Source organism: Streptomyces microflavus, from assembly GCF_014650075.1.
GTDB classification, from domain to species: domain Bacteria; phylum Actinomycetota; class Actinomycetes; order Streptomycetales; family Streptomycetaceae; genus Streptomyces; species Streptomyces microflavus.
On the sequence record NZ_BMUG01000007.1, the window covers coordinates 409,486 to 424,745 of the forward strand.

Annotated in this window: 15 protein-coding genes; 10 read left to right on the forward strand and 5 right to left on the reverse strand. The window is 72.4% G+C overall.

Translation table 11 applies throughout. The annotated features are described in order from the left end of the window. The first annotated feature begins 47 nt into the window (after positions 1-47). Positions 48-575: an EF-hand domain-containing protein gene (locus IE264_RS22330; protein WP_015610534.1), complete on the forward strand. Its 528-nt coding sequence runs from the start codon at positions 48-50 to the stop codon at positions 573-575. 58 nt (positions 576-633) lie between these two features. Here the strand turns inward: IE264_RS22330 and IE264_RS22335 are convergent, their stop codons facing one another. After that, on the reverse strand, positions 634-2,211 hold the full coding sequence (locus tag IE264_RS22335; protein WP_032759389.1) for a class I adenylate-forming enzyme family protein: 1,578 nt from the start codon (positions 2,209-2,211) through the stop codon (positions 634-636). Between the two features lie 170 nt (positions 2,212-2,381). Here IE264_RS22335 and IE264_RS22340 point away from each other — a divergent pair, with 170 nt between their 5' ends. From IE264_RS22340 to IE264_RS22355, 4 genes are all read left to right on the forward strand, one after another. After that, positions 2,382-3,581, forward strand: coding sequence for an amidohydrolase family protein (locus IE264_RS22340; protein WP_015610536.1), 1,200 nt, complete (start codon positions 2,382-2,384; stop codon positions 3,579-3,581). An 11-nt stretch (positions 3,582-3,592) separates the two neighbouring features. Beyond that, positions 3,593-4,747: an acyl-CoA dehydrogenase gene (locus tag IE264_RS22345; RefSeq protein WP_032759390.1), complete on the forward strand. Its 1,155-nt coding sequence runs from the start codon at positions 3,593-3,595 to the stop codon at positions 4,745-4,747. A gap of 7 nt (positions 4,748-4,754) precedes the next feature. Beyond that, the gene (locus IE264_RS22350) at positions 4,755-5,732 is read left to right on the forward strand and encodes an acyl-CoA dehydrogenase family protein (RefSeq protein WP_032759391.1); all 978 of its coding nucleotides are present in this window, start codon (positions 4,755-4,757) and stop codon (positions 5,730-5,732) included. A gap of 437 nt (positions 5,733-6,169) precedes the next feature. Further along, on the forward strand, positions 6,170-6,691 hold the full coding sequence (locus IE264_RS22355; protein WP_031125962.1) for an ATP-binding protein: 522 nt from the start codon (positions 6,170-6,172) through the stop codon (positions 6,689-6,691). A gap of 57 nt (positions 6,692-6,748) precedes the next feature. Here IE264_RS22355 and IE264_RS22360 read toward each other — a convergent pair whose 3' ends face one another. Then, a complete protein-coding gene (locus IE264_RS22360) occupies positions 6,749-7,675 on the reverse strand; it encodes a cyclase family protein (RefSeq protein WP_032759392.1) in 927 nt (308 codons plus the stop codon). 84 nt (positions 7,676-7,759) lie between these two features. On the opposite strand from IE264_RS22360, the gene IE264_RS22365 reads away from it, so the two are divergent. The 3 genes from IE264_RS22365 to IE264_RS22375 all read left to right on the forward strand — a co-directional run bounded on the left by IE264_RS22365 (position 7,760) and on the right by IE264_RS22375 (position 11,024). After that, positions 7,760-8,698, forward strand: a complete 939-nt coding sequence (locus IE264_RS22365) for an SDR family oxidoreductase (protein WP_015610541.1) — start codon at positions 7,760-7,762, stop codon at positions 8,696-8,698. 128 nt (positions 8,699-8,826) lie between these two features. After that, the gene (locus IE264_RS22370; RefSeq protein WP_032759393.1) at positions 8,827-9,978 is read left to right on the forward strand and encodes an acyl-CoA dehydrogenase family protein; all 1,152 of its coding nucleotides are present in this window, start codon (positions 8,827-8,829) and stop codon (positions 9,976-9,978) included. Continuing rightward, on the forward strand, positions 9,975-11,024 hold the full coding sequence (locus IE264_RS22375) for a Zn-dependent alcohol dehydrogenase (RefSeq protein ID WP_032759394.1): 1,050 nt from the start codon (positions 9,975-9,977) through the stop codon (positions 11,022-11,024). The genes IE264_RS22370 and IE264_RS22375 overlap by 4 nt, the downstream gene beginning before the upstream one ends. A gap of 8 nt (positions 11,025-11,032) precedes the next feature. On the opposite strand, the gene IE264_RS22380 is transcribed toward IE264_RS22375, so the two are convergent. Next, on the reverse strand, positions 11,033-11,641 hold the full coding sequence (locus IE264_RS22380; RefSeq protein ID WP_032759395.1) for an SRPBCC family protein: 609 nt from the start codon (positions 11,639-11,641) through the stop codon (positions 11,033-11,035). Between the two features lie 42 nt (positions 11,642-11,683). After that, positions 11,684-12,016: a hypothetical protein gene (locus tag IE264_RS22385; RefSeq protein ID WP_032759396.1), complete on the reverse strand. Its 333-nt coding sequence runs from the start codon at positions 12,014-12,016 to the stop codon at positions 11,684-11,686. A gap of 138 nt (positions 12,017-12,154) precedes the next feature. Here IE264_RS22385 and IE264_RS22390 point away from each other — a divergent pair, with 138 nt between their 5' ends. Beyond that, a complete protein-coding gene (locus IE264_RS22390; protein ID WP_032759397.1) occupies positions 12,155-12,826 on the forward strand; it encodes a TetR/AcrR family transcriptional regulator in 672 nt (223 codons plus the stop codon). A 6-nt stretch (positions 12,827-12,832) separates the two neighbouring features. Here IE264_RS22390 and IE264_RS22395 read toward each other — a convergent pair whose 3' ends face one another. Further along, positions 12,833-13,822, reverse strand: coding sequence for a GlxA family transcriptional regulator (locus IE264_RS22395; protein WP_032759398.1), 990 nt, complete (start codon positions 13,820-13,822; stop codon positions 12,833-12,835). A gap of 113 nt (positions 13,823-13,935) precedes the next feature. Between IE264_RS22395 and IE264_RS22400 the strand changes: the two genes are divergently transcribed. Further along, a complete protein-coding gene (locus tag IE264_RS22400; RefSeq protein WP_051821979.1) occupies positions 13,936-15,258 on the forward strand; it encodes an MFS transporter in 1,323 nt (440 codons plus the stop codon). Positions 15,259-15,260: the final 2 nt, after the last annotated feature.

Here is a 15,260-nt window from a genome sequence, read left to right on the forward strand (position 1 = left end):
GGGCGCTCGGTGACACGTGACGGCCCCGGGCGACGTACGCTCCCCGCATGGACAGCGCAGAGTACGAGCGTAAGATCGCGCACCGCTTCGCCGCCTTCGACCAGGACGGCAACGGCACAATCGATCGCGCCGATTTCAACGCCGCAGCCGCCCGTCTGCTCACGGAGTTCGGTACGACGGCCCGCTGCGACAAGGGCCAGGCCCTCTACACCGGGGCCGAGGCCTTCTGGCAGGGCATGGCGGGGATCGCCGATGTGGACGGGGACCAGCGGGTCACCCGTGAGGAGTTCGTCGGCGGGGCGGTGAAGCGGCTCCGGGACAATCCGGAGCGGTTCGCGGAGATCGCCCGCCCCTTCCTGCGAGCGGCGATCGCGGTGGCGGACAGCGAGAACGGCGGTGGCCGGGCTTCGGTGGCCTCCGTGGAGCGGGCGTTGAAGGTTCTCGGGGCCAGCTCCGAGATCGCGGGCATCGCGGCCCAGAGCCTGGACACCGACCGGGACGGGCTGATCGCCGAGAGTGATGTGGTGGCCGCGCTCGCCGTGTACTTCACGGTGATCGAGCCCGACGCCACGTAACCGTCCCCAGCCGTACGGGGGTGGCGCGCCACCCCCGTAAGACCCATGAGCCCCCCGCTCACCCGCCTGTGCCGAAACGCTCCCGCAGCTGGTACTTGAGCACCTTGCGCAGCGTCTCGTTGCGGGGCAGGGAGTCCAGCACCTCCAACTGCTCCGGCACCTTGTGGACCGACAGCCCCGCGCCCCGCAGATGGGCGGACATCCCGGCCAGGGTCAGCGGCGGGGCGCCGGGCGGCTGTTCGATCACCGCGCAGACGCGTTCGCCGCGCTCGGTGTCGGGGAGCCCGATGACCGCCGCGTCGGCGACGGCCGGGTGCGTGTGCAGCAGATCCTCGATCTCCTTGGCGGAGATGTTCTCGCCCTTGCGGATGATGATGTCCTTCAGCCGGCCGGTGAGCGTGAGGTGGCCGCTCTCCTGGAGCCGGCCCAGGTCCCCGGTGATCAGGAACCCCTCGGCGTCGAAGGCGGCGGCGGAGGCCCCGGGGTCCAGATAGCCCCGGCAGACCGCCTCCCCGCGCAGCCGTACCTCGCCCTCCACGCCGTACGGGAGCGGCTTGCCCTGCTCGTCGGTGATCCGGATCTCCATGCCCGCAGGCGGTCGGCCCTCCGTCAGGGCCAGGTTCTCCGTCGTGTCGTCCGGCGCCCCCATCGTGATCATCGGGACCTCGGTCATGCCGTACCCGTGGGTGAGCCGGACCCCCATCTCCCGGACCACCGCGTGGTACACCTCCGGCGGCTTCGGCGCCCCGCCGCCCGCGAGCAGCCGGAGGGAGGGGATGAGCGGGGTGCCCGGCTCCTTGCGCTGCTCGGCCAGGAACATCGCGTAGAACGCCGTCGAGCCGCCCGCCACGGTCACCCCGTGGAGCCGGTACTCCGCCAGTGCGTCCGGCAGCGCGAACTGCTCGAACATCACCGCCGGGAACCCGTACAGCAGCAGCATCACCGTGTAGTCGGGCCCGGCGACATGCGCGTACGGGAACGCCATCGAGCCCACGTCGTCGGCGGAGAGCTTCAGTGCGTGGGCGAGGCAGGAGCCGCCCGCGATCAGGGAGCGGTCGGTGTGCAGGACGCCCTTGGGGTCCGAGGTGGTGCCCGAGGTCCAGTAGATCCAGCGGACCTCCTCGCCCGACGGGGGTGCGGGAGGGGGCGGCAGGATCGCCGGATCGCCGTCGGGGAGATCCTCGTACGCCTCGAAGACCTGCGGCGGGTCGGGGAGTTCGGCCGCGATCCGCTCGGCCATCGCGGTGTGGTCGAAGCCGCGCCACACCCCCGGCACGGCGAAGAACGCGGCCCCCGACTCCCGCAGCGCGAACCGCACCTCGCGGTCCCGGTAGAAGGGGATGACCGGCGTCTGTACGGCCCCGAGCCGGGACAGGGCGAAGGAGAGCAGGGCCGTCTCCAGCCGGGTCGGCAGCTGCCAGGCCACCACGCTGCCCGCCCGTACGCCCATCCCGTACAGCCCGGCGGCGACCCGTTCGGCGCGGTCCCGCAGCCCGCCGAAGGTCAGGGCGCGGTCCCCCTGGAGCAGGACCGGGCGGTCGGGGGTGAGGGCGGCTCGGCGTTCGATGAGTTCCCAGAAGGTGCGGGAGTCGCCCAGGGCGTGGGCGGTCGCGGTCACGTCGTTCACGGCGGTCACAGCGGTCCCTCCGAACTGACGGCCAGTCAGATAATGCGGAGAGCGTAGGGCTCCGCGCCTTGTCGGTCCAGGGGTGCGGGGCTAGCCTGAGTGCCGCACCGCAATCTGACGGGTCATCAGAAACTGCCACCGCCCCGGATACCGCCGGGTGCGCCGGAGGGGACGACACCATGACGGATACGGAACTGCCTCGGATCGTCAGCGTCGACGACCATGTGATCGAGCCCGCGCACCTCTTCTCCACCTGGCTGCCCGCGAAGTACCGCGAGCGCGGACCGCAGCCGCTGACGGCGGGCATCGGGGAGCTGGCGTACACGGGCGGGAAGTACGTCATCACGATGGACCCGGACGGGCCGCCCACCGACTGGTGGATCTACGAGGACCTGAAGTTCCCGTACAAGCGGAACATCGCCGCCGTCGGCTTCGACCGCGACGACATGACCCTGGAGGGCATCACCCGGGCCGAGATGCGGCCCGGCTGCTGGGACCCGGCCGAGCGGCTCAAGGACATGGACCTCAACCATGTCGAGGCCTCCCTCTGCTTCCCCACCTTCCCGCGCTTCTGCGGCCAGACCTTCGCCGAGGCGCACGACAAGGAGGTCGCCCTCGCCTGCGTCCGCGCCTACAACGACTGGATGGTCGAGGAGTGGTGCGGCGACAGCGGCGGCCGGCTCATCCCGCTCTGCATCATCCCGCTCTGGGACATCGACCTCGCCGTCGCGGAGATCAAGCGGAACGCGGCCCGGGGCGTCCGCGCGGTCACCTTCTCCGAGATCCCCACCTACCTGGGCCTGCCGTCCATCCACACCGGCTACTGGGACCCGTTCTTCGCGGTCTGCCAGGAGACCGGCACCGTCGTCAACATGCACATCGGGTCCAGCTCCCAGATGCCCGCCGCCTCCCCGGACGCACCCCCGGCCGTGCAGGCCTCGCTCTCCTTCAACAACGCGATGGCCTCGATGATGGACTTCCTCTTCAGCGGGGTGCTGGTCAAGTTCCCGACACTGAAACTGGCGTACAGCGAGGGCCAGATGGGGTGGATCCCGTACGCCCTGGAGCGCGCCGACGACGTCTGGGAGGAGCACCGGGCCTGGGGCGGGGTGCGCGATCTGATCCCCGAGCCGCCGTCCACGTACTACTACCGGCAGATGTTCTGCTGCTTCTTCCGCGACAAGCACGGCATCGCCTCGCTGGACGTCGTCGGCCGCGACAACGCCACCTTCGAGACCGACTACCCGCACGTGGACTCGACCTTCCCGCACACCAGGGAAGTCGCACTCGACCACGTCAAGGGACTCGACGAGGAGACCGTCTACAAACTGATGCGCGGAAACGCGATCCGGATGCTCGGCCTGGACCTGGACAAGTAGGCGGCGGAGCAGTGGATCTCACGTACACGGAGGCCGAGGAGGAGTTCCGGCGGCGGCTGGGGGAGTGGCTCGCCGCCGTGCTCCCCGGCCTCCCCCCGAAGCCCTCGCCCGACGACTGGCCCGCGCGCCGGGCGTACGACACCACCTGGCAGCGGATGCTGTACGACGCCGGGTACGCGGGCCTGCACTGGCCGGAGGACGCGGGCGGGCAGGGCGCCACCCCCACCCAGCACCTGATCTTCCTGGAGGAGACGGAGAAGGCCGGAGCCCCCTACGTCGGGGCGAACTTCGTCGGGCTGCTGCACGCCGGGCCGACCGTCGCCGCCGAGGGGACGGCCGAGCAGCGGGCCCGCTGGCTGCCGCCGGTGCTGCGCGGCGACGAGGTCTGGTGCCAGGGGTTCAGCGAGCCGGACGCGGGCTCCGACCTGGCCGCGCTGCGGACGCGGGCGGTGCGCGACGGCGACGACTACGTGGTCAGCGGCAGCAAGATCTGGACCTCGCACGCGGAGGTCGCCGACTGGTGCGAGCTGCTCGTGCGGACAGATCCGGACGCGCCGAAACACCGAGGGATCAGCTGGCTCGCGATGCCGATGGACGCCCCCGGGATCACGGTCCGGCCGCTGCGGACGCTCGCCGGATCGACGGAGTTCGCGGAGGTCTTCCTGGACGAGGTCCGGGTGCCGGTACGGAACCGGGTCGGGGCCGAGAACGACGGCTGGCGGGTCACCATGGTCACCCTCTCCTTCGAACGCGGTACGGCCTTCGTCGGCGAGGTCGTCGCCTGTCGCCGCACCCTGGACGCGCTCGCCGCCGAGGCCCGGCGCAACGGGAAATGGGACGACGCGGTGCTGCGCCGGCGTCTCGGCCGCCTCAACGCCGAGTTCCGGGCCCTGTGGCGGCTGACCCAGTGGAACGTGGCGGAGTCGGAGCGTACGGGCGGGGTACCGGGCATCGGCGGCTCGGTCTTCAAGCTGCGGTACTCCCGGACCCGTCAGGAGCTGTACGAGGCGGCGGCCGAGGTGCTGGGCGCCGACGCCTTCGACCTGGACCGGGAATGGGCCCTGGACCGGCTCTCCTCCCTCTCGTACACGATCGCCGCGGGCACCTCGCAGATCCAGCGGAACATCGTCGCCGAGCGCATCCTCGGCCTCCCGAAGGGGCGCTGAGGCGGCCATGGACTTCCAGCTCTCGGACGACCAGCGGGCCCTGCGGTCCGGTATGCGCGACCTGCTCGGGGCGGTCTTCGACCGGGACCGGCTGCGGGCGGCGGTGGAGCGGGGCGGCGGCGTGGACCGGGGGCTGTGGCGGGAGCTGGGGGCGGCGGGGTTCTTCGCGCTGCGGCTGCCGGAGGAGGCGGGCGGGGTGGGCCTCGGGCTGCCCGAGGCGGTGCTGCTCTTCGAGGAGGCGGGCCGGGCGCTGCTGCCCGGGCCGCTGGTCGCCACGCACCTGGCGGCGGGGCTGGTGAAGGGGGCGGCCGAGGGGGAGGCGGTGGTGACGGCGGCGGAGGGCGGCGGCCTGCCGGTGGCGGACCTGGGAGGCGCGGACGCGGTGCTGGTGGCGGGCGGGGTGCTCACGGGGGAGGAGCTGGCGGCCTTCGTGGCCGGGGCCCGGCCCGTACGGTCGATGGATCCCCTGACCTCGTTGCACCGGGTGGAGGGGCGCTCGGCGGGTGCGGGGGCTTCGGAGGCGTACCCCGGCGCACTCCGCGGCGAAGGGGCGCTTCTCACTGCTGCCGAACAGCTCGGGAGCGCCGCGCGCACTACCGAAATGGCCGTTCAACACGCCGGTGCGCGCGAACAGTTCGGTTCGCTCATCGGTTCGTTCCAGGCGGTCAAACACCTCTGCGCCGACATGCTCGCCCGCACCGAACCGGCCCGCAGCGCCGTGTACGCGGCAGCGGTGACCGGTGACCCGGTGGAGATCGCGGCGGCCAAGCTGCTCGCCGACGATGCGGCCGTCCGCAATGCGCGGGACTGCCTCCAGATCCACGGCGGTATGGGCTTCACCTGGGAGGCAGATGTTCACCTCCACCTGAAACGGGCCTGGCTCCGGGCGGCCCGGTGGCTCACGGCGGCCGAGGCGGAGGAGATCCTGGCCGGCGGGCTCGGCCCCGTCCGGCCGCTGTACGGCGGTTCAGCAGCCCTCGGTTGACGGGCGGGCGAAGCAGGGGGTGGAGGGTGACTCAGTGCAGCCGGTCGATGTCGAGACCGGGTTGTGTCCTTTGCGTGATTCGTCACCGGGTGGAGTCGGCGCCGGGCTCGGGTACGCTCCGTGGGATGCGAGTGGTTCTGGAACCGGGCGATCCGGGGGCGGCCTGTGCGGCGGCTCCGGTCCGGACCGAGGGCTCTTGCCGGAGATGTGCCGGGCCTGCCCGGGAAGCGATTCTCGCGGTCTCTGCGCGCTCCTGTTCGACTCCCCGCAGCGTGCGTCGCACAGTATGCACCACGCGTACTCCTTCGCGCTGGAATATGCCCGAAGCGCTTGTTGCGGTGACTGTACGTCAACCATGCTGTCGCGTAAGGGAATCACGTTCCGTGACCCTGAGGAGGCGCGAGGCGATGTGTCCGCCGGTTCGGATGGTGTGAGCGGTGCAGGTGCTTCAGGTTCAGCTGGAGGTCGGTCCGGATCCCGCAGAGGTGGGGCGGGCCCGTAGATGGGCGCGGTCGCGTCTGGTCGGATCCGGGATAGGGGATGACGAGCCGCTCGCCGAGACGCTCATCCTGCTGATCTCGGAGCTGGTCACCAACGCGGTCGTCCACACGGGCTGCCCGGCCGTGCTGCGGATGCTGTTCGGCGGGGCCGGGGCGTCCGGCGCGGGCGGGACCGTCCGGGTCGAGGTCGCCGACGCCAGCGACTGCCCGCCGCGCCCGCGCCACGCGGAGGGCGACGACACCAACGGCCGGGGTCTGGAGCTGGTGGACGGCCTCGCGGACCGCTGGGGCTGGCAGCCGGAGGGCGCCGGGAAGCAGATCTGGTGCGAGGTCGACCGGAGCGTCCCGGCGGGCGGCCCGATGGGTGCGCCGACGGGTGTCCAGGAGGCGCCGAAGGTCGTGGTCCAGGGCGGCGAGGTGTGCGAGCCGCCGTCCTGCCTCTTCACGAACCTGGCCTGAGCCCCTTCCCCCCTCTGGGGCCTCCCGGGCCTCCCGGACCTCTTGGGCCTCTTGGGATCACAGCACCGCGACCGGGGCGACCGGAGAGCCGGTCGCCCCGGCGAACGGCTCGGGTGCGGCGGTGAGCAGGAAGGCGTACCTCCCCTCCTCCGCACAGGCTGTGGACAGCGCCTCCAGGTCCCAGTTCTGGCCCTGGAGCATCCCCATCTCGACGAGGTGGAGCGCGTGCACCGGCAGCCACAGGTCCTCGATCTCCGGCGGGAAGATCTCGAAGGTCAGGGTGTCGTTGGCGACCGCCGCCACATCCCGGGCGTGGAACCACTCGGGCGTGCGCACGGACAGCCCGGGTGACGGATAGCCGTACGCGTGCCGGTCCCCGGCGAGGACGACCTGCACCTGCCCGGTCCGTACGAGGACGATGTCCCCGGCCCGTACGCGTACGCCCCCGAACTCCTCCGCCGCGGCCAGGTCCTCCGGCGTGACGGCGTGATCCCCGGCCAGCCGGTCCACGCCCCGGGCGCGCGCCACATCCAGCAGCACGCCCCGCGACACGAGGTGTCCCACGGCGGCGATGGACGAGAACTCCGCGCCGGCGTGCGCCGTGATGGTGTCCGCAGGGCGGCCGTTGTAGATCCTCCCGCTGTGCGAGACATGGGTGAGGGCGTCCCAGTGGGTCGCTGCCTGGAGCCCCATGGTGACGGTGTCGTCGCTGGTGGCGACCGTGCCGGGGCCGAACATCTCCTGGTTGATCTGGACCATGGTGTGCAGCGGGTCGATCCGGCCCGGGATGAACCCGCTCTGCACCCCGCCCTGTTTGAGGGGGAGCGCGAGCGGTATCCGGCGGCCGGTGCGGACGGTGGCGGCGGCCTCCCGGACGACGGCGTCGGTGATCAGGTTGAGCGTCCCGCGCTCGTCGGCCCCGCCCCAGCGCCCCCAGTTGTTGACGCGCTTCGCGATCTCGTGGAACTCGGCCGGCAGGGACATGGGGACCTCCTGGGTCTTGTGCCGGGGCATCCGACTGCCCGTAAAATCTAACGGTCCGTCAGAAACCGCGGGAAGGGGCCGGGCATGGGGAACTTCTTGGCAGGCAAGGTGGTCGCCGTCACGGGGGCCGGCCGGGGCATCGGGCGGGCGGTCGCGCTCGCTGCGGCGGGGGAGGGGGCGCGGGTCGTCGTCAACGACTACGGGGTTTCGGTGGAGGGGTCCGAGCCCACCAGCGAGATCGCCCGGTCCGTCGTCAAGGAGATCGAGGCTGCGGGCGGCTCGGCGGTCGCGGTGGCCGACGACATCTCCACGATGGCGGGCGGACAGCGGATCGTGGACACCGCGCTCGCGGAGTACGGCCGGCTCGACGGGGTCGTCTGCGTGGCCGGGATCCTGCGCGAGCGGATGCTGTTCAACATGTCCGAGGAGGAGTGGGACCCGGTCCTCGCCACGCACCTGAAAGGCACCTTCACGGTCTTCCGCGCCGCCTCGGCGGTGATGCGGAAGCAGGAGGGCGGGGGCACGCTGATCGGCTTCACCAGCGGCAACCACCAGGGGAGCGTGTCCCAGGCCAACTACAGCGCGGCGAAGGGCGGGATCATCTCACTGGTCCGCAGCGCGGCGCTCGGCCTGCACCGGTACGGGGTGACGGCCAACGCGGTCGCGCCCGTCGCCCGGACCCGGATGTCGGCCGGGGTGCCGATGGAGCTCGCGGAGATCGGGGAGCCGGAGGATGTGGCGGCGCTCGTCGTCTACCTGCTGAGCGAGCGGGCACGGGCGGAGAGGATCACCGGGCAGGTGTACACGATCGCCGGCCCCAAGATCGCGGTCTGGGCCCAGCCGAGGGAGCTGCGGGCGGGGTACGCGGAGGGGGCGGCCTGGACCCCGGAACGGATCGCGGACTTCCTGCCGGGGACGGTGGGGGTCGACCCGATGCCGATGCTGGCGCGGGTGGAGGAGATGGCGGCAGCGGCCCGGGCGGGGGCCCGCCCGAACCAACCCTCAAGCCCGTCCGGCGATTGAGGACGGGGGCCCGAACAAACCAAGTCCGTACGGCGATTGAGGAGCGGGGGTCTGGGGGCGGAGCCCCCGGGGCGCTGTCCCCAGACCCCGGCCCTCCAACGCCGGACGGACTGGATGAGGAGGCACGTATGGACTTCCGGTTCACCGAGGACGACCACACCTTCCGCACCCACGCCCGCACCTGGCTCGACACCCACCTCACCGAAACCCCCGCCCCCACCCCCCGCGCCTGGGAACGCGAGCTGGGTCAGGAGGGGTGGATCGGGCTCGGCTGGCCGGAGGACGGCGGCGCGGGTTACGGCAACCGCACCGCCACCCTCACCCAGCAGGTCGTCTGGGCCGAGGAGTACGCCCGCTCCACCGCCCCCACCCGCATGGGCCACATCGGCGAGAACCTCCTCGCCCCGACCCTCATCACCTACGGCACCGAGGAGCAGAAGCGCCGCCATCTGCCCCCCGTCGCCCGGGGCGAGACGCTCTGGTGCCAGGGGTACAGCGAACCCGGCGCCGGGTCCGACCTCGCCGGAATCCGGACCACCGCCACCCCGGACGGCTCCGGCGCGTACGCCGTGACCGGGCAGAAGATCTGGACCTCGCTCGCCCAGGACGCCGACTGGTGCTTCGTCCTCGCCCGCACCGAACCCGGCTCCACCCGCCACCACGGACTCTCCTTCCTCCTCATGGAGATGGACCAGCCGGGGCGGATCGAGGTGCGGCCGATCCGCCAGATGACGGGGACCAGCGAGTTCAACGAGGTCTTCTTCGACGGGGCCCGGGCCGCCGAGGTGGTCGGCGGCGAGGGCAACGGGTGGGCCGTGGCGATGGGGCTGCTCGCCCTGGAGCGCGGGGTCTCCACCCTCGCCCAGCAGATCGGGTTCGCGCAGGAGCTGGACCAGGTGGTCGCCGCCGCCAAGGAGAGTGGTGCCGCCGAGGACCCGGTCATCAGAGCCCGGCTCGTACGCCAATGGGCCGAGCTGGTCACCATGCGCCGGCACTCCCTGCGCACCCTCGGCACCACCGGCGACCCGGGCGCCCCCAGCGTGGCGAAGCTCCTGTGGGGCGGCTGGCACCAGCGGCTCGGCGAGCTGGCGGTGCAGGTGCGGGGCGCGGCGGGAGCCGTCGGCCCACAGCCCTGGGGGCCGGAGCGCCCGTACGAACTCAACGCCGCACAGCACCTGTTCCTCTTCAGCCGGGCCGACACCATCTACGGCGGCTCCGACGAGATCCAGCGGAACATCATCGCCGAGCGGGTGCTCGGCCTACCGAGGGAGCCGAGATGAGAGGCGTCGTCTTCGACGGCACACGGACCGAGGTCGTCGACGACCTGGAGATACGCGACCCGGGCCCCGGCGAGGTGCTCGTCGCGGTGGCCGCCGCCGGTCTCTGCCACAGCGATCTGTCGGTGATCGACGGCACTATCCCCTTCCCCGTCCCCGTCGTGCTCGGCCACGAGGGCGCGGGCGTGGTGGAGGCCGTCGGCCCCGGCGTCAGCCACGTACGGGCCGGTGATCACGTCGCGCTCTCCACTCTCGCCAACTGCGGGGCCTGCGCCCAGTGCGACCGGGGCAGGCCCACGATGTGCCGGAAGGCGATCGGGCGGCCCGGGCGGCCGTTCTCGCGGGGTGGGAAGCCGCTGTTCCAGTTCGCCTCCAACTCCGCTTTCGCCGAACGTACGTTGGTGCGTGCCGTGCAGGCCGTGAAGATCCCCGCCGACCTGCCCCTCACCTCCGCCGCCCTGATCGGCTGCGGGGTGCTCACCGGCGTCGGGGCCGTACTGAACCGGGCGAAGGTCGACCGGGGCGACAGTGTCGTGGTCATCGGCACCGGCGGCATCGGCCTCAACGTGCTCCAAGGGGCCCGGCTGGCCGGTGCGCTCACGGTCGTCGCCGTCGACAGCAACCCGGCGAAGGAGGCGGTGGCCCGGCAGTTCGGCGCCACGCACTTCCTGACGAGCGCGGAGGGAGTGCGCGACATCCTCCCGGACGGCGCCGACCACGCCTTCGAGTGCGTCGGCCGCACCGAGCTGATCCGGCAGGCGATCGACCTGCTCGACCGGCACGGCCAGGCGATCCTGCTCGGCGTCCCGGCGGCGACCGCCGAGGCGTCGTTCGTCGTCTCCTCGATGTACCTGGACAAGTCGATCCTCGGCTGCCGTTACGGCTCGTCGCGGCCGCAGCGGGACATCGCCCTGTACGCGGAGCTGTACCGGGAGGGCCGGCTGCTGCTGGACGAACTGGTCACCGAGACCTACCCGGTGGAGGACTTCGCCAAGGCCGCCGACGACGCCCACCACGGGCGGGTGGCGCGGGGGGTCCTGGTCTTCTGAGCCGGGGTTCAGCACGACCGGGCCTCGGCGGCGGTCTTCAGCTCCACCAGCCAGGCGTCGAGGCCCTGTTGGAGGATCCCGGTCGCGAACGGGACGTTCGCCTCGACCTGTTCGCCGGTGTGGGTCTCCTCGGTACGGACGACGACGCCGCCCCGGACCTTCGTGAAGCTCCAGACGTGTACGCCGTCGATGTGCAGCCCCTCGCCGGTCGCGGGCCCGGTCCAACGGATGCAGGAGCCGGCCTTCAGCTGCTTGACGGTGGACGTGATGTCCAGGCTGGTCGCCGGGGTCACCGGGTTGGGCGGGACCGGGGTCGTCCACCGGAACGCCGAACCCGGACGGAAGGGCCCTTGGCCGAGACGGTCCGCGCTCGTGACGTGGGCCTGCCAGCCCGGCCAGCGCTCCACGTCGGTCTGGAGCTTCCAGACGGTGCTGAGCGGCGCGTCGATGACGGTCTCGGCGTGGGCCCGGACCACGGCTTTGGACTCGACCCCCTTGCCCTGGCAGGTGAGGGACGGGCCGGGGCGAGGGGTGGCGGCTCCGGCAGGCGCGGCGGCGAGGACCCCGGCGAGGGCGAGCGGGACGGTGAACAGGGCGGCGGTGCGGGCGCGGGACATGGTGGCCTCCTTCTCAAGTGCCTTGTACGGGTGATGGGTTGGTCAGACGCTGGTGCGGCGGGCCCGGTGCAGGGTCACCAGGAGTACGGCGGACGCGGCGACGACCAGCGCCAGGAACCCGGGGTGCATGTCCTTGGAGAGGCTCGGCGCCCCGTCGGGCCGCGCCAGCCACACCGTGAGCGGGACCGCGAAGGCGACGGCGACCAGCGTGGCTGCCCGGCGCACGGCCCGGTCGGGGACCCGACGGAGGGCGCCGACCAGCGCGATCAGGACCGGGACCCCCGCGACCAGGGCGAACTGGCCGACGACCATGACGGGGACCGCCCAGGCGGAGACGGTCACCGACGGTGGGACGCGGCGGGGGGTGCGGGTCATGGGTCTCTCCCTCGGCTAGAACCTTGTGTGTTCGTTAGAAGTTGTAACTCATCGCGAACTGAGGGGTCAATAGGTTTCGTGATACCTTCTAACGAAACTTTGGGTACGTAGCATCACCGCCGGGGAAGGTGGCACACCATGGGGAAGTCCGACACCGCGACCCCGCGCGAGCGCTACCGCGCCCAGGTCCGTACGGAGATCAAGGAACACGCCTGGCAGCAGATCGCCACGGCCGGTGCCTCCGCGCTCTCCCTCAACGCGATCGCCAAACAGATGGGCGTGAGCGGCCCCGCGCTCTACCGCTACTTCGCCGGCCGCGACGAGCTGATCACCGAGCTCATCCGGGACGCCTACCGCAGCCTCGCCGACACCCTGGGCGCGGCCGCCGCCGAAGGTGCCGACTTGTCAGGGCTGGCCCACGTCCTGCGCGGCTGGGCGCTGGCGGACCCGCACCGGTACTTCCTCCTCTACGGGACCCCGGTCCCCGGCTACCACGCGCCCGACGACACCACCGCGATCTCCTCCGAGATCATGGCGACCCTCCTGACCGCCTGCGCGGCGCTCGTCCCGGAAGCCCCGGAAGCCCAGGCAGCCCAGGAAGCCACCGAGGCCCCGTTCGCCACCCACCTGGAGAAGCACCGGGCGTGGGCCGGCGACCACCCCGCCCCGCCCGCCGCCCTGCACCTGGCGATGAGCTTCTGGACCCGCATGCACGGCGTCCTGTCCCTGGAGCTCGCCGGGCACTTCACCGGGATGCGCTTCGACCCCGACCGGCTCTTCGCGGCCGAACTGGACGCCCTGCTCCCGTAACAGCGCCTACGGAGTGTCCGCCGATGCCCGGAACGTGCGCCGGTACACCGTCGGCGGCACGCCCAGCGCCGCCTGGAGGTGCTGGCGCAGGGAGGTCGCCGTGCCGAAGCCGGCGTCCCGGGCCACCTGGTCGATGGAGAGGTCGGAGGTCTCCAGCAGGTGCCGGGCCCGCTCCACCCGCTGCTGGGTCAGCCACTGGCCGGGGCTGGCGCCCACCTCCTCGCGGAAACGCCGGGTGAAGGTCCGTACGCTCATCGACTCCTGCCGGGCCATGTCCCGCAGCTGGATCGGCCGGTCCAGCCGCCCCAGCGCCCACGCGCGGGCGGCGGTGGTGGTCGCGAACTGCGGTTCGGGGACGGGCCGGTGGATGTACTGGGCCTGCCCGCCGTCCCGGTGCGGGGGGACGACCGTGCGCCGGGCGATCTCGTTGGCGACGGCCGCTCCGTGGTCGCGGCGCACGAGGTGGAGGCAGAGGTCGATCCCGGCGGCGACCCCGGCCGAGGTGAGGACGTCGCCGTCGTCGATGAACAGGACGTCCGGGTCGACCCGGACCTGCGGGAAGAGCTGCTGGAAGTGGTCGGCGGAGGACCAGTGCGTGGTGGCGGGGCGGCCGTCCAGATATCCGGCGGCGGCCAGGACGTAGCTGCCGGTGCAGATGGAGACCATCCGGGTGCCGGGCCGGATCAGCGCGAGGGCGGCCGCCAGCTCCTCGGTGAGCCTGCCCTCCTCGAAGACCGGGCCCAGTTCGTAGGAGGCGGGGATGACCACGGTGTCGGCGGTGGCGAGCGCCTCGGGGCCGTGCTCGACGAGGATCGCGTAGTCGGAGTCGGTCCGGACGGGCCCGGGCGGGCGGATCGAGCAGGTCACGACCTCGTACAGCTTCGCGCCCTTGTTGCCCGGTGCGGGCTCCAGGGAGCGGCCGAAGATCCGGTGCGGGATGCCCAGTTCGAAGGGGAGCAGGCCGTCCAGGGCCAGGACGGCGACGCGGTGCGGCATGGCGGGCCTCCTCGAAAGGCGTCGGCGGGCTCGTGGGGGAGTGCGCCGGAACGCTCACTGGCTGAAACTCACTGGCTGGTATAGACCACGGGCTGATACAGGTTAGCGACGTGATGGAGAAGCCGACAGAGACCGCGTCCATTCCCGACGCCCCGCGTGACACCCGAACCCCGCCGCTCCCGCCCCTGCCCCCGCTCGACCTGGCCCTTTCCGGTGGTCCGGGCGGTCCCGGCGGTTCCGGCGGGCTCTGGAACCGTAACTTCCGCTACTTCTTCGTGGCCCGTACGGTCGCGCTCTTCGGCGACGGCATGATCCCCGTCGCCCTGACCGCCGGCCTGCTGGGCGCGGGCCGCCCCGCCTCCTCGGTCGGGTTCGCGCTGGCCGCCTGGATGGGGCCGCTGGCGGTGTTCGTGCTCTTCGGCGGGGTGCTCGCGGACCGGTTCACCCCCCGCCGCATGATGATCATCGCCGACGCCCTGAGGCTGGTCGGCGCCTCGGTGCTCGCCGTCACGTTCGCGCTGGGCAACCCGCCGCTCTGGTCGGTGTACGTCCTCAGCTCCGTCGCCGGGGTCGGCGCCGCGCTCTTCCAGCCGGGCGTCGCCTCGACCGTGCCCCGGGTCTCCACCGACGTCCAGCGCGCCAACGCCGTCCTGCGGGTCGCCGAGGCGCTGATGACCATGGCGGGCCCCGCCTTCGCGGGCGTCCTCGTGGGTCTCGCGAGCGCCGGGGCCGTCTACGCGGCGAACGCGGCGACCTTCGCGGTCTCCGGCGCCTGCCTCTTCCTGATGCGCCTGGCCCCCGCCCCGCACGACGACGCGGTACGCGGCACCTTCACCGCCGAACTGGCTGATGGCTGGAGGGAGTTCCGGGCCCGTTCCTGGCTGTGGGGAGTGATCGCCGTCTGGACCGTCTACGGCTTCGCGGTCCTCGGCCCGATGCTCCCGCTCACCGCCGTCCTGGTCACCCAGGAGCACGGATCGGGGGCGTACGGGATGCTGATGGCCGTCAACGGGGCGGGCAGCGTCGTCGGCGGCCTGATGGCCCTGCGGCTGAGGCCGTCCCACCCCCTCGCGGCGGGCGCGGTGGCGCTCCCCCTGGTGGCGGTGAGCCTGGTCGTCCTGGCCCTCGGGATGCCGCTGCCGGTGCTGGCGGCGGGGCAGCTGCTGGCCGGTGCCGCCGCCGCGTTCTGGCTGGTGATGTGGTCCACCACGGTCCAGACGCACGTACCGCCGGAGGCCCTGAACCGGCTGCACGCCTACGATGTGGCCGGTTCGCTCCTGATGGTCGCGGCGGGCCGCGCCCTGGCCGGCCCGGTGGCCGAGGCGGTGGGCGCACCGGAGCTGCTGGTGGCGGCGGCCGTGATCAACATGGGGGTGGTGGCGGTGCTGCTGGTGGCCCGGCCGATCCGTCAGCTGAAGAGGATGGGGCCGGCGTGAGG

Coding starts and splice junctions, on each gene's coding strand:
- IE264_RS22330 (WP_015610534.1), top strand. CDS start 48: ATGGACAGCGCAGAGTACGAGCGTAAGATCGCGCACCGCTTCGCCGCC.
- IE264_RS22340 (WP_015610536.1), top strand. CDS start 2,382: ATGACGGATACGGAACTGCCTCGGATCGTCAGCGTCGACGACCATGTG.
- IE264_RS22350 (WP_032759391.1), top strand. CDS start 4,755: ATGGACTTCCAGCTCTCGGACGACCAGCGGGCCCTGCGGTCCGGTATG.
- IE264_RS22360 (WP_032759392.1), bottom strand. CDS start 7,675: ATGTCCCTGCCGGCCGAGTTCCACGAGATCGCGAAGCGCGTCAACAAC.
- IE264_RS22365 (WP_015610541.1), top strand. CDS start 7,760: ATGGGGAACTTCTTGGCAGGCAAGGTGGTCGCCGTCACGGGGGCCGGC.
- IE264_RS22370 (WP_032759393.1), top strand. CDS start 8,827: ATGGACTTCCGGTTCACCGAGGACGACCACACCTTCCGCACCCACGCC.
- IE264_RS22375 (WP_032759394.1), top strand. CDS start 9,975: ATGAGAGGCGTCGTCTTCGACGGCACACGGACCGAGGTCGTCGACGAC.
- IE264_RS22380 (WP_032759395.1), bottom strand. CDS start 11,641: ATGTCCCGCGCCCGCACCGCCGCCCTGTTCACCGTCCCGCTCGCCCTC.
- IE264_RS22385 (WP_032759396.1), bottom strand. CDS start 12,016: ATGACCCGCACCCCCCGCCGCGTCCCACCGTCGGTGACCGTCTCCGCC.
- IE264_RS22390 (WP_032759397.1), top strand. CDS start 12,155: ATGGGGAAGTCCGACACCGCGACCCCGCGCGAGCGCTACCGCGCCCAG.
- IE264_RS22395 (WP_032759398.1), bottom strand. CDS start 13,822: ATGCCGCACCGCGTCGCCGTCCTGGCCCTGGACGGCCTGCTCCCCTTC.
- IE264_RS22400 (WP_051821979.1), top strand. CDS start 13,936: ATGGAGAAGCCGACAGAGACCGCGTCCATTCCCGACGCCCCGCGTGAC.